Source organism: Celeribacter litoreus (assembly GCF_020165855.1).
GTDB lineage: Bacteria > Pseudomonadota > Alphaproteobacteria > Rhodobacterales > Rhodobacteraceae > Celeribacter > Celeribacter litoreus.
The window spans coordinates 186,146-205,422 of the sequence record NZ_JAIUFY010000008.1 but is presented as its reverse complement, the minus strand read 5'-3'; the positions used below and the strand labels follow the sequence as shown (position 1 = coordinate 205,422).

Annotated in this window: 18 protein-coding genes and 2 tRNA genes; 9 read left to right on the top strand and 11 right to left on the bottom strand. The window is 59.4% G+C overall.

Translation table 11 applies throughout. The features are described 5' to 3' along the window. Nucleotides 1-2: 2 nt before the first annotated feature. The 3 genes from rnd to purM form a co-directional block, all read right to left on the bottom strand. Complete coding sequence (gene rnd, locus LA304_RS09500) at nucleotides 3-1,160, bottom strand: ribonuclease D (RefSeq protein ID WP_224502902.1); 1,158 nt, start codon at nucleotides 1,158-1,160, stop codon at nucleotides 3-5. A 90-nt stretch (nucleotides 1,161-1,250) separates the two neighbouring features. Continuing rightward, nucleotides 1,251-1,838 carry a phosphoribosylglycinamide formyltransferase gene (gene purN, locus LA304_RS09495; protein WP_224502901.1) on the bottom strand — a complete coding sequence of 196 codons (588 nt, stop codon included), beginning with the start codon at nucleotides 1,836-1,838 and terminating at the stop codon, nucleotides 1,251-1,253. Next, on the bottom strand, nucleotides 1,835-2,881 hold the full coding sequence (purM, locus tag LA304_RS09490) for a phosphoribosylformylglycinamidine cyclo-ligase (protein WP_224502900.1): 1,047 nt from the start codon (nucleotides 2,879-2,881) through the stop codon (nucleotides 1,835-1,837). The genes purN and purM overlap by 4 nt, the downstream gene beginning before the upstream one ends. 118 nt (nucleotides 2,882-2,999) lie before the next feature. Here purM and LA304_RS09485 point away from each other — a divergent pair. Beyond that, nucleotides 3,000-3,076, top strand: a tRNA-Ile gene (locus LA304_RS09485). 44 nt (nucleotides 3,077-3,120) lie between these two features. Here the strand turns inward: LA304_RS09485 and LA304_RS09480 are convergent. Beyond that, nucleotides 3,121-4,452, bottom strand: coding sequence for an ATP-binding protein (locus tag LA304_RS09480; protein ID WP_224502899.1), 1,332 nt, complete (start codon nucleotides 4,450-4,452; stop codon nucleotides 3,121-3,123). A gap of 45 nt (nucleotides 4,453-4,497) precedes the next feature. Here LA304_RS09480 and LA304_RS09475 point away from each other — a divergent pair, with 45 nt between their 5' ends. Both LA304_RS09475 and LA304_RS09470 read left to right on the top strand, forming a co-directional pair. Then, nucleotides 4,498-5,394, top strand: coding sequence for an MBL fold metallo-hydrolase (locus LA304_RS09475; protein ID WP_224502898.1), 897 nt, complete (start codon nucleotides 4,498-4,500; stop codon nucleotides 5,392-5,394). A gap of 82 nt (nucleotides 5,395-5,476) precedes the next feature. Next, nucleotides 5,477-5,551: transfer RNA gene (locus LA304_RS09470), tRNA-Asn, on the top strand. A gap of 514 nt (nucleotides 5,552-6,065) precedes the next feature. Here LA304_RS09470 and LA304_RS09465 read toward each other — a convergent pair. The 5 genes from LA304_RS09465 to LA304_RS09445 form a co-directional block, all read right to left on the bottom strand. Beyond that, the gene (locus tag LA304_RS09465; RefSeq protein ID WP_224502897.1) at nucleotides 6,066-7,136 is read right to left on the bottom strand and encodes an ABC transporter ATP-binding protein; all 1,071 of its coding nucleotides are present in this window, start codon (nucleotides 7,134-7,136) and stop codon (nucleotides 6,066-6,068) included. Nucleotides 7,137-7,140: 4 nt separating this feature from the next. After that, entirely contained in the window at nucleotides 7,141-8,016 is an 876-nt protein-coding gene (locus tag LA304_RS09460) for a carbohydrate ABC transporter permease (protein ID WP_224502896.1), read from the bottom strand. Then, nucleotides 8,016-8,891, bottom strand: a complete 876-nt coding sequence (locus tag LA304_RS09455; RefSeq protein ID WP_224502895.1) for a carbohydrate ABC transporter permease — start codon at nucleotides 8,889-8,891, stop codon at nucleotides 8,016-8,018. Before LA304_RS09455 ends, LA304_RS09460 begins: the two co-directional genes overlap by 1 nt. 72 nt (nucleotides 8,892-8,963) lie before the next feature. Further along, nucleotides 8,964-10,187 (bottom strand): ABC transporter substrate-binding protein, encoded by a 1,224-nt coding sequence (locus LA304_RS09450; RefSeq protein ID WP_224502894.1) that lies wholly within the window; start codon nucleotides 10,185-10,187, stop codon nucleotides 8,964-8,966. A 41-nt stretch (nucleotides 10,188-10,228) separates the two neighbouring features. Next, nucleotides 10,229-12,589 (bottom strand): beta-glucosidase, encoded by a 2,361-nt coding sequence (locus LA304_RS09445; RefSeq protein ID WP_224502893.1) that lies wholly within the window; start codon nucleotides 12,587-12,589, stop codon nucleotides 10,229-10,231. A 176-nt stretch (nucleotides 12,590-12,765) separates the two neighbouring features. On the opposite strand from LA304_RS09445, the gene LA304_RS09440 reads away from it, so the two are divergent. Further along, on the top strand, nucleotides 12,766-13,824 hold the full coding sequence (locus tag LA304_RS09440; protein ID WP_224502892.1) for an AraC family transcriptional regulator: 1,059 nt from the start codon (nucleotides 12,766-12,768) through the stop codon (nucleotides 13,822-13,824). Between the two features lie 179 nt (nucleotides 13,825-14,003). Here LA304_RS09440 and LA304_RS09435 read toward each other — a convergent pair whose 3' ends face one another. Then, the gene (locus LA304_RS09435) at nucleotides 14,004-14,219 is read right to left on the bottom strand and encodes a DUF1127 domain-containing protein (RefSeq protein ID WP_224502891.1); all 216 of its coding nucleotides are present in this window, start codon (nucleotides 14,217-14,219) and stop codon (nucleotides 14,004-14,006) included. A 321-nt stretch (nucleotides 14,220-14,540) separates the two neighbouring features. Between LA304_RS09435 and kdsA the strand changes: the two genes are divergently transcribed. From kdsA to LA304_RS09420, 3 genes are all read left to right on the top strand, one after another. Beyond that, nucleotides 14,541-15,362 (top strand): 3-deoxy-8-phosphooctulonate synthase, encoded by an 822-nt coding sequence (gene kdsA / locus LA304_RS09430; protein WP_224503090.1) that lies wholly within the window; start codon nucleotides 14,541-14,543, stop codon nucleotides 15,360-15,362. Between the two features lie 150 nt (nucleotides 15,363-15,512). Beyond that, on the top strand, nucleotides 15,513-15,854 hold the full coding sequence (locus LA304_RS09425) for a TfoX/Sxy family DNA transformation protein (RefSeq protein WP_224502890.1): 342 nt from the start codon (nucleotides 15,513-15,515) through the stop codon (nucleotides 15,852-15,854). A gap of 65 nt (nucleotides 15,855-15,919) precedes the next feature. After that, nucleotides 15,920-16,093: a YqaE/Pmp3 family membrane protein gene (locus LA304_RS09420; protein ID WP_224502889.1), complete on the top strand. Its 174-nt coding sequence runs from the start codon at nucleotides 15,920-15,922 to the stop codon at nucleotides 16,091-16,093. 84 nt (nucleotides 16,094-16,177) lie between these two features. Here the strand turns inward: LA304_RS09420 and ndk are convergent, their stop codons facing one another. Then, a complete protein-coding gene (gene ndk, locus LA304_RS09415) occupies nucleotides 16,178-16,600 on the bottom strand; it encodes a nucleoside-diphosphate kinase (protein ID WP_224502888.1) in 423 nt (140 codons plus the stop codon). Nucleotides 16,601-16,744: 144 nt separating this feature from the next. Between ndk and LA304_RS09410 the strand changes: the two genes are divergently transcribed. Both LA304_RS09410 and LA304_RS09405 read left to right on the top strand, forming a co-directional pair. Then, the gene (locus LA304_RS09410; protein WP_224503089.1) at nucleotides 16,745-18,601 is read left to right on the top strand and encodes an ABC-F family ATP-binding cassette domain-containing protein; all 1,857 of its coding nucleotides are present in this window, start codon (nucleotides 16,745-16,747) and stop codon (nucleotides 18,599-18,601) included. Further along, on the top strand, nucleotides 18,601-19,227 hold the full coding sequence (locus tag LA304_RS09405; protein WP_224502887.1) for a MarC family protein: 627 nt from the start codon (nucleotides 18,601-18,603) through the stop codon (nucleotides 19,225-19,227). Before LA304_RS09410 ends, LA304_RS09405 begins: the two co-directional genes overlap by 1 nt. Nucleotides 19,228-19,277: the final 50 nt, after the last annotated feature.

Genomic DNA, 19,277 nt, shown 5'->3' with positions numbered 1-19,277 from the left:
ACTCAGACGGCCAACACCTCGACGCGCTGCCCTTTGACGGCCAGACCAATCTCGCCATTGCAGAGCCGCAGCGCGTCCTCGCCGAAGACCTCACGGCGCCAACCTTTGAACACCTGCAAATCACGCTGGCCAGCCGCGATCAGGTCGAGATCGGACGTCGTCGCGATCATCTTGGTCGCCACGTTGAACTTGTCGGATTTCGCCTTCAGCAGCACCCGCAGCATATCCGCCAGCGCCGGATTAACCTGCAGCTTGTCACGCGAGGTGTCGAGCTTCGGCATCTCGGCGGCGGCATAGTTCGACGCCTTTTCAATGGCTTGCAGAATACCGTCCGCAATCTCGCCCTTGCGCGCCTCACGCAATAGGAGCCGCGACCGCGACAGATCCTGCGGCGTTTTCGGCTTGGTCGAAGCGAGCTCCAGCATCGCGTCATCTTTGTAGACACGGTTGCGCGGGATATCGCGACTTTGGGCATAGAACTCACGGAACGCCGCGAGCTCTTTGACCGCCGCGAGGAATTTGCCGGAGGTCGTCCGCGTTTTCACTCGGCGCCACGCCTCGTCCGGTTCAATCACATAGGTGCCCGGCGTCATGAGGATTTCAAGCTCTTCCTCAACCCATTTCTCACGCTGCTCGCGTTTGATCTCCGCCGACAGATATTCGTAAATCACCCGCAGATGCGTCACGTCGGCGAGCGCATAGTTTTCCTGCGCAGGCGTCAGCGGACGTCGGGACCAGTCAGTGAACCGCGAGGTCTTGTCGAGGCTCTGCTTGGCAATCTTTTTCACGAGGGTCTCATAACCCACCTGCTCGCCAAAGCCGCACACCATCGCCGCGATCTGCGTATCGAACAGCGGCGTCGGGATCACCCTGCCCTGAATGTAGAAAATCTCGAGATCCTGACGCGCCGCATGGAACACTTTCACCACGTTTTCATCGCGGAACAGATCATAGAGCGGAGCCAGATCGATGCCCTTCACAAGCGGATCGACCAGAACAGCGTCTTCCTCGGCATCGCCGGGAACCGCCAACTGAACGAGGCAAAGCTTGGAATAGTAAGTGCGCTCTCTGAGGAATTCCGTATCGACCGTCACATAGGGTTTGGTCTTGGCGCGCTCGCAGAAGGCCGCGAGGCCTTCGGTCGTTTTAATCGTGATCATATGTATGTTCTTTATACCTACGGTGCGGGGTCATCCCGACATTCAACTTTGATACGCAGGATTCCGGAGAAAGAAAAGAACTAAGGCCGCTCAGAGTGTGAGCAGCCCCTTTTCACCGTTCAGAAAACGCTCCAACACCGCCGGATACAGCAGGTGTTCTTTCACAAGAACACGGGACGCCAGCGCATCCTCCGTGTCGCCTTCAACGATCGGCACGCGGGCCTGACCGAGGACAGGACCACCGTCGAGTTCCGCGGTGACTTCATGCACTGAACAGCCCGCCTCCGCATCACCCGCCTCGATGGCGCGCTGATGGGTGTGAAGACCTTTGTATTTCGGGAGAAGCGACGGATGAATGTTGAGCATCTTGCCCGCATAGTGCGAGATGAAATGCGGCGTCAGGATGCGCATAAATCCGGCCATGGCAATGGCGTCGGGTTCATAGGTATCAATCACCGAAATCAAAGCCGATTCAAAGGCTTCCCGATCCCCTTTAAAGTCGCGGTGATCCACGACCTCCGTCGGAATGCCCATGTCGGCGGCCTTTTGCAGACCGCCCGCGGACGGAACATTCGACAACACAAGGCACGGACGCCCCGGGTGATCGCCCGTCATGGACTTGGCGAGCGAGACCATGTTGGACCCGCCGCCGGAGATCAGGATCGCAACCCGTTTCACGCGAGCGTGCCCTCGTAGGTGACGCCACCGCCGGTCGTGACCGTGCCGATTTTCGTGACCGTCTCGCCCTCTCCGGTTAGAAGCGCTGCGATCTCGTCGGCTTTGTCAGCGGCCACGACGACCACCATGCCAATGCCGGCGTTATAGGTTTTGAGCAGTTCGGACTGCGACAGGCCAGCCTGATCCACCAGCCATTTGAAGACCGGCGGCAGGGTCCATGCGTTCAGATCGATGTCCGCGCCGAGACCTTCCGGCAGAACGCGCGGGAGATTCTCTGTCAGACCACCGCCCGTGATGTGGGCGAGCGCGTGAACGCCACCCGCACGGATCGCTTTGAGCACCGGCTTCACATAAAGGCGCGTCGGCGCGAGCAGGTCTTCGCCAAGGGTTTGGTCGGAGAACGGCGAAATGTCGGACCATTTGTAACCGGAGACTTCAACCGTCTTGCGCACGAGCGAGTAGCCGTTGGAGTGCACACCGTCAGACGCCAGACCGAGCAGGACATCGCCCTGCGCCACGCCTGCCGGCAGATCAGCGCCACGCTCCATCGCGCCCACAGCAAACCCTGCGAGATCGAAATCGCCGTCCTCATACATGCCCGGCATCTCGGCAGTTTCGCCACCGATCAGCGCACAGCCAGAACGCTCACAGCCCTCTGCAATGCCCTCAATGACAGCCGCCGCGTTGTCGAGCTTGAGTTTACCCGTCGCGAAATAGTCGAGGAAGAAGAGCGGCTCTGCGCCCTGACACACGAGATCGTTCACACACATCGCCACGAGATCGATGCCAACGGAGCGCACGTTGTCCGTGTCAATCGCGATGCGGAGCTTCGTGCCCACACCATCGGTCGCCGCCACGAGGATCGGATCGTCATATCCGGCCGCTTTCAGGTCAAACAGAGCCCCAAAGCCTCCGAGGCCAGCCATCACGCCAGAGCGCGTCGTCTTTTTCGCCGCCGGTTTGATGCGTTCAACAAGCTCATTGCCTGCGTCAATATCGACACCCGCGTCTGCGTAGGTGAGACCTTTTTTATCCTGCGTCATGGCGGAGCTCCTCGCGCGAACCAAAGTTGCCGCCCGTTTACGCGGTTTGATCCCACTTGAAAAGACCTGCGTTCCCGCTTGACCCTCCCGCAGACGCACAATAATCAATGCGTCAGGCGGGCCTGTAGCTCAATTGGTTAGAGCAGAGCGCTCATAACGCTTTGGTTGCGGGTTCAAGTCCTGCCGGGCCTACCAAAATCCTGCCAGTTTGAGCGAGTGAATCGTACGCCACAGCTGCGTCACCTCGGCACCACCAAATCGGCCTTCAGCCCGCCCATAACCTCGCTTTCACCCAACCGGAGCGTGCCGCCGTGGCGGCGCATGATGTCGTGGGCGATGGCGAGGCCGAGGCCGACGCCGGACCCTTTATCCTGATTGCGGGCCTGATCGAGACGTACGAAGGGCTGGAGCGCACGGTCGCGTGCCTCTGCGGCAATCCCGGGCCCATCGTCCTCCACGGAAATCACAGCGGAGCGCTCGAACCCCTTAAGGCTCAGGCGGGTGTTGGTCCCATAGCGCTGTGCATTGCTCAAAAGGTTGTCCAACGCGCGGGCGAGCGACACAGGCCGACATCGCAAGGTAATCGCCTCCTCCGGCAACTCCCCGATCTCGACCTCGCGCCCGCCACGCTCTGCGCGGTCTTTGGCCTCCAGCACAAAATCCCGCAGGTCGATCTCTTCGACGTCTTCGGTCGAATCGCCACGCGCGAATTCGAGGAAGGCATCAATCAGCCGCTCCATATCATCGAGATCGCGCACCATCTCCGCGATCTCGTCGGCGTCCGTCTCATTCGCGTCCAGCATGGACAAGCTCAGCCGCATCCGCGTGAGCGGCGTGCGCAGGTCGTGTGACACGCCAGAAAGCATCATCGTCCTCTGTTCGATCTGCCGTTCGATCCGCGCGCGCATGTTGAGAAAGGCCGTGCCGGCCGAACGCACTTCCGTCGCACCAGCGGGTCTGTAGGGACGGTTTTGCCCGCGCCCGAAGGCCTCCGCCGCGCGCGCCAACTGACGGATCGGGCGCATCTGATTGCGCAAAAAGATCGCTGCGATGATCGTCATCACAATGCCGGTAAACACAGTCCAGACGAGCAACTGGTGCGGGTTCGACGCCGAGGCACGATTACGACGGAAGTCAACGCGCAGCCGTCCGGCGTCGGTCATGAGAGACAGCGACACCCGTCCCGAATCTTCGACGAGATCGACCCCCTCAACCCCTGGCACCCCGTCTCTGAGCTCCGACATAATCACACGACCAGACACATCGAGCCAGTCACGACGATCCAGCACAGCCTGAGAGGCCCCGAGTTCAGAGACAAACCCGAGACGCGTATCAAGCTCTTCGAGCGCGATTGGCACCTGCTCGGCTGGCAATTCCTCGACCGAAACGACATACAGTTTGAGTTCGGCCACCACCCCCGACATCAATTGTCGCGTGATGTCTTCGAAATACCTCTGGGAAAAGGCGATCATCACCACGAGCTGGAGCACAACAATCGGCACCAGCAGAATGAGCGCCGCCCGACCGTAGAGGCCCCGTGGCATATATTTTTTGAGCCAAGCAAAGAACATGCGCTATTGGTAGCCGTGCTGCTGGGGCTAAGAAAGGAAAATCGCGTGCAAGACCGTCCGGACACTCTCACGACACTCGCTCCCGATCTGCACAGGATTCTCGCGCAGAACCCTTCCCCCATGACCTATTGGGGGACGAACACCTTTCTGCTGGGCGATGGGTCGGAGCGTGTTCTGATCGATCCCGGCCCCGACCTTCCGTCCCATCTCGACGCGATCATGGCGGCCCTGCACTCCGGCACGCGCATTTCCCATATCCTCGTCACCCACGCACATCTGGACCACACCGCCGGAACCGACGCCCTCAAGTCCCGAACGGGCGCCGAGGTTTACGCCTTCGGCGACGCCCACGCCGGCCGCAGTGCCATCATGCAGACCCTCCATGAGAGCGGCACACTCGGCGGCGGCGAAGGCGTCGATCCGTCCTTCGCGCCGGACATTCTGCTCGCCGACATGGAGACCTTGGAGACGCCCGCAGGCCCCATCACCGCGCTCCACACGCCCGGACACATGGGCAATCACCTGAGCTTCCAGTGGGGCGATACGATCTTTGTTGGAGACCTCGTGATGGCATGGTCCTCTTCGCTCATCTCCCCGCCGGACGGAGATGCCGCCGCCTTCCGTGAGAGCTGTGAGAAACTGATCGCCCGCGCCCCCGCCCGCCTCCTGCCTGCCCATGGCGACGCCATCGACACACCGGAAGAGCGCATCCGCTTCCTCCTCACCCACCGTGCAAATCGCGAAGCCCAAATCCTCGCGGCCCTCTCCCAAACGCCGCAAACGCTCGAAGCCCTCACACGCCGCGTCTATCACGACCTCCCCGAGAGTCACCTGCCCGCTGCGGCCCGAAATACATTGGCCCATTTGATCGATCTCGTGACCCGAAACGAGGTAAATGCCACCCCCGAGATTTCGGATTCCGCATATTTCTCAATACCTTAAAATGTTTTTTCCCAATTTTTTATTTTTTGCGACAAAACCCTATTGCAGACCCCAAATCACATAGCTATACACCCCCACATGTTCCGGCGTAGCTCAGCGGTAGAGCAGTTGACTGTTAATCAATTGGTCGTAGGTTCGATCCCTACCGCCGGAGCCAAATCCCCCACAAGGGTTTGGATTTAAACGAAAAAGCGCTCCCTCGCGGGGCGCTTTTCGCGTTTTTGGGTCCTGTCGACACACCGTCTTACACTTTCCGCTCACGGCAGAGCGCCAAAGACGTCAGAGCCGGCGTCCAAATCTGGATAAGACCTTTTACCCATCCTGTATCTCGCACTGCGCTCCCAAGGATATGTCTGGCGCAGACGTTTTCCGAAACATTTGATTTCTGTCTTGTCCATTCAGGATCAGCGCCCTCACACAGACGAGGTGCAGAATTTCTGACGGCTTCTACGAGGATCCTGTTTCAGCCGGCGCCCTTATCTAAACGAGAGCGCCGACCAAGACAGTGTTAGAGTTTGATCCCTCTCAGGCGCAGCGCATTCGCAATGACGGACACGGCCGCGCGCATCACCCACTCGCTGGTGAATGACCTACCACTGCCGCGCGCGGCCACGCTTCGACCGGCGCGCAGATGCGCATGACGACCACATACGGCAGTGGCACTTTTGCGGTCAGAGGCGCTGTTCGGTTTTGGCCGAGAACACCGACGCCTTCGGAAGGACGAAGCGCAGGCCGACGTGCTTCGGCAGCGCGCGCGCGGCGTCGACCGACATGCGCACGCTCAGGCGCTTGCCATGATAGACGACCCAGGCAAGCGCATCCGCGCCCAACAACTCCACGAAGTCGAGGTCGGCAGTGATGTGCCCCTCTTCTGGTGAAACGATGTCGATGTCCTCGCAACGAACCGCGAGCACCGCGTCCTGGGCTTCCGGCTTTCCGTGGTCGAAGTCATAGCCGCCGAGGTCAATGCGGGTCTCACCGGTGTCGAACACACCGTCCGCACCGAGCGTGCCTTCGATCTGGTTGATGACCGGAGAACCGACGAAGCTCGCGACAAATAGGTTGGCGGGTTTCTCGTAGATGTCCTGCGGCGGAGCGAACTGTTCGACACGTCCCTTGTTCATCACCGCCACACGGTCTGCCATGGTCATGGCTTCGACCTGATCGTGGGTCACGTAGAGCATGGTGAAGCCCAGATCGCTGTGGAGCTTTTTGAGCTCGACCCGCGTCTCTGTGCGGAGCTTGGCGTCGAGGTTGGAGAGCGGTTCGTCGAAAAGGCAGACGCCCGTCGATCGCACCAGAGCCCGTCCGATCGCGACACGCTGGCGTTGTCCGCCCGACAGTTGCGACGGTTTGCGGTCAAGCAGGTTGTCGATCTGAAGAAGCTTGGCCACGTGCGCGACTTTGGCCTCGCGCTCTGCCTTGGGGACCCGCGCGATTTCCATGCCGAAGGACAGGTTGCGTTTGACGGTCATCGACGGGAAAAGCGCGTAGCTCTGAAACACCATCGACAAATCCCGATCACTGGGTTCGAGGTCTGTGACGTCCTTTTCCCCGATCATGATGCGGCCCGTGTCGCAGGTATCGAGGCCTGCAACGATGTTCAGAAGCGTAGACTTGCCGCATCCGGAGGAGCCGAGGATGACGATAAATTCGCCCTCTTCGATTTCCATATCCACAGAGTGCAGAATGGTCAGATCGCCGTAGGACTTTTTGATTTTGCTTAGAGAGATATTGTACATGTCTTCATCCTTTGACGGCACCGGTTGCGATACCTCTGACGAAGTAGCGACCTGATATGAAGTAGACGACGAGCGTCGGGATTGCGGCGAGCAGTGCAGCCGCCATGTTGACGTTGGGCTCGGCAGCGCCTCGGGAGTTGTTAACGATATTGGTGAGCTGCACCGTCATCGGCATGTTGTCGTTGCCCGCAAAGATCAGCCCGAGCAGGTAGTCGTTCCAGATCCCCGTAAACTGGAGAATGGCGACCACAACGATGATGTTTGTCGAGATGGGCAGGATCACCGACCAGAAGGTCCGGAGGAACGTCGCGCCCTCCATCCGTGCGGCGCGGCTGATCTCGTCAGGCACACCCACATAGAAGTTGCGGAACAGGAGCGTCGTGTACGGAAGCCCGTAGACCACGTGAACGAAGATGATGCCCCAATAGCTCCGGAAAATGCCCATGCCCGAGAGCATTTTCACCGTCGGATAGAGCATCGCCTGATAGGGCACGAAGAGACCGATCAGGATGAGGAGCATCAGCCAGTCAGCGAAACGCGCGCGCCATTGAGCCAGAGCGTAGCCATTGAGCGCGCCTGCGAGCACCGAGATGATGACGGAGGGCACTGTGATGAGGATGGAGTTCATCAGACCCGGACGGATGCCCGAACAGTCGAGACCCGTGCAGGCGCTGCTCCACGCGATGCGCCATGGTTCGAAGGTGATTTCGCTCGGCAGCGACAGGAGGCTTCCGCTCCGGATATCGGCCATCGGTTTGACGGAGTTGATGACGATGACGATAAGCGGCGCGAGGAAGAACAGGGCGGACGCAATTAGGAACGCGTAGAGCCCGATCTTGGCCGCAAGCGGCATTGTGGTGGTATTCGAGGGGGAAGACATCAGTCGCGCCTCCGGAATTCACTATAGAGATACGGCGCAAGCATCAGGAGAGAGAGCAGCAACATCAGGATCGAGGCCGCCGATGCGAGAGACAGGTTCATGCGGGCGAAGAAAAAGTCGACGGCGAACTTGGCGGGCATTTCGGTCGAAATACCAGGACCGCCGTTGGTCATTGCGACGATGAGATCATAGCCACGGATCACTTCTGACATTAAAAGCACGATGCAGGAGGCAAAAACCGGACGCATGCCGGGGAAGATGACCTGAACATAGGCACGCCAGACGGGGACATTTTCCATCCGGATCGCTTTCCACAAATCGCCATCGACACTGCGCAGACCGGCCAGAACGATGATCATCACAAGGCCCGCGGAGCGCCAGATGCTCGCGATGACGAGCGTGTAGATCGCCCTGTCGGGCTGTGTGAGCCAGTCGAACACAAAGTTATCCCAGCCCATATCGCGGACCATCGCTTGGATGCCGATACTCGGGTCGAGCAGCCACCGCCACCCGAGGCCGGTGACAATGAGGGAAATCGCGAGCGGGTAGAGAAAGATCGTCCGGAACGCGCCTTCGCCGGCAATGCCGCGATCAAGCAGGATCGCGAGGATCGAACCGAGGATCAGCGAGCCGATGATGAAGAGCAGCCCGAAGACAACCATGTTGATGCAGGACACGATCCAGCGTTTGTTGTCCATCAGTTCGACATACTGGTCGAACCCGACGAAATCGTAGCGCGGGATCAGGGTGGACTTTGTCAGCGACATGATGAACGTCCAGCCGATCGATCCGTAGAAAAAGATCGCGATGACGGCAAAGAACGCGACGACCGTGAAGACCGGCCGGAACATCTGCCTTTTGAACCAGTGTGTCATAGCTCCTCCTGAGGCGGCATGACAAAAAACGGAGCGGACGGCGCGCTCTGCGCCGCCCGCAGATCAGTTTGTTTAGTCGGCGAGCACGTCGCGGAGCGCGGCTGCACCTTCTTCGGCGGTCATGTCCGGATCGGTCCAGAACTGGGTCGCCATGTCGATCAGCTGGCCGTTCAGGTCGCCCGGCAGCGCGTCATAGGTCGACGCGACTGCAACACCCGGAGTGCCCAGAGCTTGTGCGCCCTTGGCGGCACACATATCCAGACCGGAGAGATCAACGTCGGTCCGTGCAGGTACGGAACCTTTGACAGCGGCGACTTTCACCTCGATCTCCGGGTCCATCACGGTGAGGGCAAGGAGATCCTGACCCGCCACCTGTTCGTCCTCACCCGTTTCCGGGAAGACAAAGACATCAGTCACTGCGGCGTAGGCCGGTGTCTCGGACGGCATGATGAAGCAGCCGAACTCTTCGCCCGGGGTTTGACCCGCGGCGAGGAATTCCCCTTTCGCCCAGTCACCCATGAACTGCATGCCGGCTTCGCCAGTGATGACCATGTTGGTCGTCGCGTTCCAGGAGCGGCCGGGGCTCCCCGCATCGGTGTAGTCAGCTACCTTGCGGAACAATTCGAAAGCTTCGACCAGCAGCGGATCTTGGAGCGCTTCGTCGCTCCGCTCAACCATGATTTTGTTCCAGTAGTCGGGGCCACCCAGAGACAGAATCATGTCGGTGAGAATGTAGACTTCCTGCCACGGTTCGCCGCCAACGGCGAAGGCGGTGTAACCGGCGGCTTTGATCGCATCGGCGGCTGCGAACAGTTCGTCGATGGAGGTCGGTTCCTCAATGCCAACTTCTTCGAAGATCGCGGTGTTGTACCAGATCCAGTTGTCCGCATGAACACCGAGGGGAAGAGCAACCATGTCACCATCAACCGTCACGCGATCAAGGATCAGCGGTGCGAGCGTTTCGGTCCAGCCTTCGGCATCACGCAGTTCGTTGAGAGACCGCAGAAGACCCGCGTCTGCCAGATCAAGCATCGCGCCATTCGGCGTCATGAGCACTGCGGACGGTGCTTCACCGCCGACGATCCGGCTCGTGGCGGCCGCAATCGTGCTGTCGTAATCGGCGGAGGGGCTGTCGATCCAGGTGCCGCCTTGGGCCTTATAGGCGTCGGCGATCACGTTCATCGCTTTGGATTCACTGGCGCTCGTCCAGTATTGTTGAACATCAACGGTCTGGGCCGAGGCTTGCGTGGCGATCAGAGCCATCGCGGAGGTCAGTAGAAGTTTGCACGTATTCATGGGAGTCTCCCTTGTGTGTTGGGGATTATGTCGGATCGGATTCAGCCTGCGGAGACCGCTGCTGTCCCGAACTCGTTGTTCATGGTCTCGAGGAAGTCGGCCATTTCGGCCTTCGTGATTTTTTCGCCAGCCACCCACGACACGGTGTCGTAGAGGTTGAGGAAAGAGCCGCCGCAATAGTCGAGCATGCGTTCGGTTTCGTCGTCATTGAGTTCCAGACGCGTCTGGAGGAATTCGCCAAAGGCTGCTCGAACGGATTCGTTTTCAGCGATTTGCGAGGCTTCATTGTCGATGTGCAGGCGGCTCGTCGGCAGCGACGGCGCATCGACTGTCAGGTCTGTCGTCAGGCGGATGTCGCGGGAGGAGGCACCGATATCAATCGAGAGCGTCCCTGCATCAAGCAGCCAGAGTTTGTAGTCAGGATCGAAATAGCGCAGGTCGCGGGCCTCGACGGTGATCGAAACGCGTTTGGTCTCTCCCGGTTCGAGCGCCACTTTTGTAAAGCCCTTGAGTTCGCGCAGAGGCCGGATGAGACGCGGCGCGTGAGGGCGGGCGTAAAGCTGAACGATCTCTTTGCCCGCAAGCGCGCCGGTGTTTGTGACATCAAGGCTGACTGTAAAGGTCGTTCCTGCATCAATCCTGTCGGTGTCGCAGGACAGGTTGTCATACGCGAAAGAGGTGTAGCTGAGCCCGAACCCGAAGGGGAACAGTGGCTCCATTTTGCGCTTGTCGTATGCGCGATAGCCGACGTGGATACCTTCGGAGTAGATGTGTTTGTTACTCTCGCCCGGATAAGAGAGATAGCCCGGAACATCCTCAAGCTTTTGCGGGAAGGTGACAGTGAGCTTACCGCAGGGGTTCTGACGACCGGAGATCACATCGGCAATCGCGTGACCGACCCCCTGCCCGCCGTAGAACGGCATCAGCACGGAGGCGACACTATCAATCCACGGCATAACGACGGCATCGGGGGTCGCGATGATGGCGACGGTCTTGGGGTTGCGCGCAGCGATGAGGGCGATGGCCTCGTCCTGACCGTCGAGCAGGTTGAGGTGTTCGCGGTCGGCGCCCTCGCCATCGATACCGACTTCTGTGTTGCCGAAGAACAGAACGACATCCGCCTGAGCCAGAGCATCGAGCACTTGCTCCGCGTCGTCGCCCAAAACAGAGGGGATGTCGTAGAACGCGACCTCTGCCTCGGGGGCGATGCGCTGGATTTCGGCGAACGGGATGTCCTCGAAAGTTGGACAGGTCGTGGCACATCCCGAACCTTGGAAAATGGGGGCGCGGGCTGTGTCGCCCACGATCGCGATTTTGGTCTGCGCGGTCAGATCCAGAGGCAACAGGTTGCCGTCATTCTTGAGCAGAACGATGCTCTGAGCCGCGACCTTGCGCGACAGTTCGTGATGCGCGTCGAAATCGATCTCGGGGTTCGACACCATACCGGCGCGGGCCTTGCGCACGAGTTCGAGAACGCGGCGACAGGAGGCGTCGAGCGTCTCCATCGAAACGTCACCCGCCTCGACGGCGAGGCGCAGGTCTTCTTTTCGGGCGGCACTTTCGGGCATGTCGAGATCGTTGCCCGCGCGGAGCGACGCGGGACGGTCTTTAATCCCGTGCCAGTCGGAAACCACAAGCCCGTCATAGCCCCATTCGCCGCGCAAGACGTCGTTCAAAAGCCATTCGTTTTCAGCCGCTTGCACCCCATTGATAAGGTTGTAGGAACTCATGACCGTCCACGGCTCGACCTTACGGATCGCGCGCTCAAAACCAGCGAGGTAGATCTCGCGCAGCGCACGCTCCTCGACCTCGGAACTCATTGTGGTGCGGTGGACTTCGGAGTTGTTGCAGGCGAGGTGCTTGAGCGATGCGCCGACACCATTGTCCTGCATGCCGCGGATCAGTTCGGCGGCCAAGTCGCCCGTCAGGAACGGGTCTTCGGAGAAGTATTCGTAGCTCCGCCCGCCCAGAGGCATACGGCGAATGTTAATGCCCGGCCCGAGCAGGATATTAACGCCGAAATACTGACACTCCGCCGCGAGCGCAGCGCCGAGATCATAGGCCAGCGACGGATCCCACGAGCACGCGTAACAGCAGCCGTTGGGGAAGCAGGTCGCCGGACGCGACGTGCCGAACGCACCTTCGACGCCACGGGACAGGTCGGCGTTGACCACACTCAGAAAGGCCGAAAGCTGTTCGCTACGATCCTGCGGGCCATCGATTTGCTCGACAGAATAGCGCACGCCATAGGTGCCGTCGGTCATAAGGGTTTCGGGAATATTGTGCGTGTAATTGGCCGCCGTGCGCCAGAGCCCGTTCCCGCTGACCATATCAATCTTTTCCCTCAAGGTTAATTTTGCGACCAGCGCATCAATTTCCTTGTCGGAGATGTTCCATGCCATGAATCGGCCCTCAAAGTTGGCGCGGACTTCCAAAAGCCCAACTATAGTTGTTGTTGCACACATCCGTGTTGCGTTATCAACAAGAGTGTCACAGGTTTGTCATCTCATCTATCGACGAAATTTGCACTTTGTGACTGACAAATTTTGACCTTAATACGCAATGGAGGACAGAAGTCGTGAAGGCAGACGCTGACAAATGGGCCTATCCGTACGAATCCCCGACCCCGACCGGATCAGCGGGACTGGCCGAGCGCCCCTACTGTCGCTCCTTCACACACGGCTGGGCGGATGTTCCGTATCACTGGCACCGCGCGATGGAGGTGCTCTACGTTCTTCGCGGTGGATTGCGGCTCATGGTGGAGGGACAGGTGTGCGAGATGGAGCCTGGTGATCTGATCATCATCAACTCGGATGTGCCGCACAATTCGATGTCCCAAACGCGCGACACCTTGGTCTGCGGTGTGCATCTTGACCCGCACCACTTCGAACGCGCAGGCCTCCCCGGGTTCAGCACGCGGCAATATTTGTGTCGGAGCTTTCTGCATGGCCGCTCGTTTTCAGAGAAAATCGCGCCGATGAAATCGTTGATCGCGCGCCTCATCGTCGGCATTCCGGGGCAGCCGGAGGAGGCTATGTCACGGGCGATCTGCGCCGATATGCTTGCGCTCTTTATCTACTCGAATATCCCGTACGAAGAATCCCGCGATGCCGTCGAAGATGCAGGCCGTCGCGCTGGACGCGCACGGATCTTGCGCGTGCTCGACGAACTCGACCCCGCGAGCGGCATGGATTCGCTTGGTGATATCGCCGAGCGTGAAAACGTGTCGCTGAGTTATCTATCGCGACAATTCAAGCAACACCTCGGGATGGGCTATAAGACCTATTCTCTGAACCTGATGCTCGACCAAGCGGCCGAAGACCTGAGCCGGTCTGACGCAACTGTGTCGGAAATTGCCGAACGCCTCCAGTTCGGCAATCCGACCGCATTCTATCGCAAGTTCAAAGAGCGCTTCGGCTGCAGCCCCGCAGAATATCGCAAGCAACGGACTGAATACCGGTCTGATCACATGATGACAGAGGCAGACATGCGCGACATTCGCCGCATCCTGTCGGACCGCTTCCCGCAACTGAAAGAAGGTGTGGAACGCATCCTTTTCCCCACGTCCTTCTCCGGACGCCGTGCGTTGATGAGCGGCCCACACGAGGCGAGCGCGCTACGAGACGCTTTCAGGTAAAAAGTCCAGTGACGCTATGGGAGATGGCGAAACCCGTGGTCGCCCATATCACCAAACACTTCGCAAAAGAAAAACCCGCAGGGGGAGGATCCTGCGGGCTTTCTAAAGCGTCTCCTAGGGAGGAGGAGTGGAGACGCGGGAGGAAATCTTTGCCCTGTTCAACGTCGGGCCAGACGGTCTTAGATCGCAGCACCTGCTTCGCGGGCGATGTCACCGATGGAACCCGGTGCAATGCCGATATCTTTCAGCTCACGATCAGACATCGAAGCCAGCTCGCGGTAGACGCGTGCAGTTTCAGCGCGCTGTGCGAGACGGTGTTCAATGCGCGAACGCAGACCGTGAAAGAAGTTTGCGAATACGCCGCCGTGGACGAGGTGTTGTTGTTGATAGGCCATGTCACTTTTCCTTCTCTGTGAGTACGTCTGAGGTCGGGTTCTCTCCAAACCGTCTCGGCCCCTTCGGATGCCCTCTATTTGCGTCTGTTAGCGCCCAATCACAACTGACAGATCGGAACTCCTGACATGCGCAAAATGCATACCCACGCCGGTAAAATCATAACTTGCGCAGACACCCTCGGTTTGCGGAATAAAATTGCTGCATCGCAGCAAAATGCCCCGCCCCTTGCCTCTATCACCCGCTTCATGATCTATGAGGCACGCTAAATGCCCTGCGTCGCCATGTGAGGAAACACCATGTCCACAGTTGCACCCGTCGAAATGAAAACCGTCGACATTGAGTCTGTCCGTTTCTCGAACGCCCTGCCCTTCGGCCTGATCGTCGGTCCGTGTCAGTTGGAGAGCCTCGACCACGCCCGCATGCTCGCGGAAAGGATTGCAGAGGCCTGTGCGCCGACCAATACGCAGTTCGTGTTCAAAGGCTCCTATGACAAAGCCAACCGCAGCTCGCTCTCGGGCAAACGCGGTCTTGGTGCAGAAAAGGGCCTCACCATCCTCTCCAAAATCCGTGAGGAGTTCGGCTGTCCCGTGATCACCGACGTGCACGAGGCCGCCCAATGTGCCGTGGCCGCTGAGGCCGTCGACATCCTGCAAATTCCGGCCTTCCTCTGCCGCCAGACCGATCTCCTTTTGGCTGCGGGCGAGACCGGCAAAGCGATCAACGTGAAAAAGGGTCAGTTCCTCGCCCCGTGGGACATGGACAACGTCGCGGCGAAACTCGCCTCTACCGGCAATGATAAAATCATGCTCTGCGAACGCGGGACATCCTTTGGCTACAACACCCTCGTGAGCGATTTCCGCGGCCTGCCGCGTATGGCCCAGACTGGCTATCCGGTGATCATGGACGCGACCCACTCTGTCCAGCAACCGGGCGGACAAGGCACCTCCACAGGCGGCGACCGCACTATGGTGCCGGTGCTCGCGCGTGCTGCTGTTGCCGTTGGTGTGGCAGGTCTCTTCATCGAGACCCACGAAGACCCCGACAACGCGCCGTCTGACGGTCCGAACATGCTCAAGATCGAAGACCTCGCGCCGCTGCTCGCGACGCTCCATGCGATCGACACGGTCGTGAAACCCGCCTGATAAACCGTTAAAGCACCGCGCGAGGGGTCCGACAAAAGTCCGACAGCTATCCGACAGGAGGCTGACCGGCAAAATCGGCCCCTCTGACAGCCCTTGACCGCGCCGCATCTGTGGCCAAACTCGACGACACCTGCGCCCTACGGAGCCCCCATGTCCTCACCGGTCTCGTCCATCAGAAACCTCGGCCCCGCCTCCGACGAGAGCTTCGCACGCGCCGGTATCGAGAGCGCCGAACAACTCCGCGATCTCGGCGCAGACGCCGCCTACACACTCCTTTTGCGCAACGGCACCCGCCCGCATTTCATCGGGTATTATGCGCTGGTCATGGGCCTTCAGGGCCGCCCCTGGAATGACTGCCAAGGCGCTGAAAAAACCGAACTCCGCACCCGTTTCGACGCCCTCGTCGCCAACGTACGACAGGACAAAACAGCCACAATCACCGGCATCGAGGCCGACCTCGACAAGATCGGAACAGGCCTGAAACGCGACTAAACCGGAACTTTTCGGCCATTCAGCCGTTACCTCTCCAACGCGACACAAACCGCATGGAGACACACATGGACCTGATCCGCATTATCCTCGCCGTCATCCTCCCGCCCCTTGGCGTGTTCTTCCAGGTGGGCTTGGGCAAGCACTTTTGGCTCAACATCCTGCTGACGCTTCTGGGCTACATCCCCGGCATCGTCCACGCTGTCTGGATCATCGCACGCACACCGGAATACAGCCGCTAACCATCTTTTTCGTGACCCAAATACTCAAAAAGGCCGCCCAACAGGGGCGGCCTTTCGAATGTCTGCGGCTCTGAAACGCGGGCCTTAGCCGACGAGTTCGAGACCGGAGAAGAAGAATGCAATCTCTTCAGCAGCAGTTTCCGGAGCGTCGGAACCGTGCACGGAGTTCTCACCAACGGACAGAGCGAACTCTTTACGGATGGTGCCTTCAGCCGCATCAGCCGGGTTGGTTGCGCCCATGACTTCGCGGTTTTTCGCGATGGCGTCTTCACCTTCGAGAACCTGAACAACAACCGGCTCGGAGATCATGAATTCGCACAGTTCATCGTAGAACGGACGCTCGGCGTGCACAGCGTAGAACGCCTGAGCCTGAGCGAGGGTCATCTGGATGCGCTTGGAAGCGACAACGCGAAGTCCTGCTTCTTCGAATTTAGCAACGATTTTGCCGGTCAGGTTGCGCTTGGTTGCGTCCGGTTTGATGATGGAGAAAGTACGCTGGATCGCCATGGGAGAAGCCTCTTGGATCGAAGTGTCAAAGGTAGCGGACAAAGCCCATTGGCTCTGCCCAAAGATTGCGCGCCGGATAACATGGGCAAAGCCGTTTGAAAAGCGGTGATTGACCTTGTTCGAAACCTCATGCATGTGAGCCTCATGTTGAAAATCCACGATATCACCTATTCCGTCGAAGGCCGCACGCTCATTGAGAACGCGACCGTCACTATTCCCACCGGCCACAAGGTCGGCATCGTGGGCCGCAACGGTGCGGGCAAGACCACGCTGTTCCGGATCATCAAAGGCGAATTGGTCCTCGAAGGTGGCTCCATCGAAATCCCGAAGCGCGCCCGCATCGGCGGCGTCGCACAGGAGGTTCCCGGCAATGAGGTCTCCCTGCTCGACACGGTTCTGGCAGAGGACAAAGAACGCGCCGCACTGATGGCAGAGTCGGAGACAGCAACCGATCCGCATCGCATCGCGGACATCCAGACCCGTCTCGCCGACATTGACGCATGGAGCGCCGAGGGCCGCGCCTCCAGCATTCTCAAAGGTCTCGGGTTCACCGACGAAGAGATCGCGATGCCCTGTTCGGCCTTCTCCGGCGGTTGGCGGATGCGTGTTGCGCTCGCAGGCGTGCTGTTCTCGCAACCCGATTTCCTCCTCCTCGACGAACCGACCAACTACCTAGACCTCGAAGGCGCGCTTTGGCTAGAGACCTATCTCGCCAAATATCCGCACACCGTACTCCTGATCTCGCACGACCGCGCGCTCCTGAACCGCGCCGTCGGTTCCATCCTGCATCTGGAGAGCAAGAAGCTCACGCTCTACGCGGGTGGTTATGACGACTTCGCCAAAACCCGAGCCGCCCAACGTGCGGTTCAGGCCGCTGCCGCGAAGAAACAGGATCTCCAACGCGCGCACCTTCAGAGCTTTGTGGACCGATTCAAAGCCAAGGCGTCCAAGGCGAAACAGGCGCAGTCCCGTGTGAAGATGCTCGAAAAGATGGAGAAAATCACAGCGCCCGAGGATGCGGCGCGTGTGGTGTTCTCCTTCCCGGAACCGGAAGAACTCTCTCCGCCGATAATCAACCTCGAAGACGCGGCCGTCGGCTATGATGGCAAGGCGATCTTGAAGAACCTGAACCTGCGCATCGATCAGGACGACCGCATCGCGCTCCTTGGGCGCAACGGTGAGGGCAAATCCACTCTGTCCAAACTCCTGTCAGACCGTCTGGACACGATGGGCGGCCGGATCGTGCGCCACAACAAACTGCGCATCGGCTTCTTTGCGCAGCACCAGGTGGACGAGTTGCACCTCGACGAAACACCGATCCAGCATTTGCAGCGCGCCCTGCCCGACTTCCTGCCGCCGAAACTCCGCGCAAAACTCGCGGGCTTTGGCCTCGGGGCGGATCAGGCCGACACAGAAGTCGGTCGTCTGTCCGGTGGTCAAAAGGCGCGTCTGTCGCTGCTCCTTGCAACACTCGACGCGCCGCACCTTCTCATCCTCGACGAACCGACCAACCACCTCGATATCGAGAGCCGTGAGGCGCTCGTCGAGGCGTTGACCGCCTATACTGGCGCCGTGGTGCTCGTCTCGCACGACATGCACCTGCTGTCGCTCGTGGCGGATCGTCTCTGGCTCGTCAAAGACGGGCGGGTCGCGCCATATGAGGAAGACCTCGACGCCTATCGTAAACTCCTGCTCCAAGGTGATGAAAAGCCGAAATCCTCCAAGAAAGAGGAAAAGGCGAAACCCGCCCCGAAAAAGAAGGCGAGCCGCGACGACATCCTTGCCGCGCGCGCCGAGGTGCGCAAATGTGAGGAACGTGTCGGCAAGCTTACTGAGATGAGCGAGAAACTTCAGGTCAAACTCGCCAATCCCGAGCTTTACGAAGACAAGGAAGCCGCGGTCGTTTGGCAGAAGAAATACGCCGAAGTGTCCGAGGCGATTGATCGCGCCGAGGGGCTTTGGATGGCCGCGTTGGAGAAACTGGAAGGGCTACAAACGTAATGGATTGGTCGGTTCTCATCCCCGCGTTCATGACGCTGTTTGTGATCATTGATCCGATCGGCCTCGCGCCACTGTTCGTGGCTCTGACGCAGGGAGCGACCGCCAAACAACGCCGCTCTATCGGCATTCGCGCGGTTCTGATTGCCTTGGGCATTCTCACGCTCTTCGGTCTCGTGGGCGATCAGGTCCTGTCCTTTGTCGGCATTTCCATGCCCGCCTTTCGCATCGCGGGCGGGCTGTTGCTGTTTCTCACGGCACTCGAAATGCTCTTTGAAAAACGCACCAAACGGCGCGGCGAACATGCGGAACACCCGGAACATCAACCGGTGGAAGATCCTTCGGTCTTTCCTTTGGCCACGCCTTTGCTGGCCGGTCCCGGCGCAATCACCTCGATGATCCTGCTCATCGACCAGTCCGAGGGCGTTGCCGGTATGGCGATGATGTTCGGCGTTTTGATTGCGGTGCTCGGTCTCGTTCTGTTTTTCTTCGTCATGTCGACAGCGATGGAGAAGCTTTTGGGCGCAACGGGTATCAATGTCGTCACACGCCTGATGGGCATGCTCTTGGCCGCGCTTTCCGTGCAATTCGTAGCCGACGGGATCAAAGCGCTGTTTTTCGGCGCGTAACAGGCCCTGACATTTCCGTCAGGCACAGATCGCCACGCTGACAAACGCCC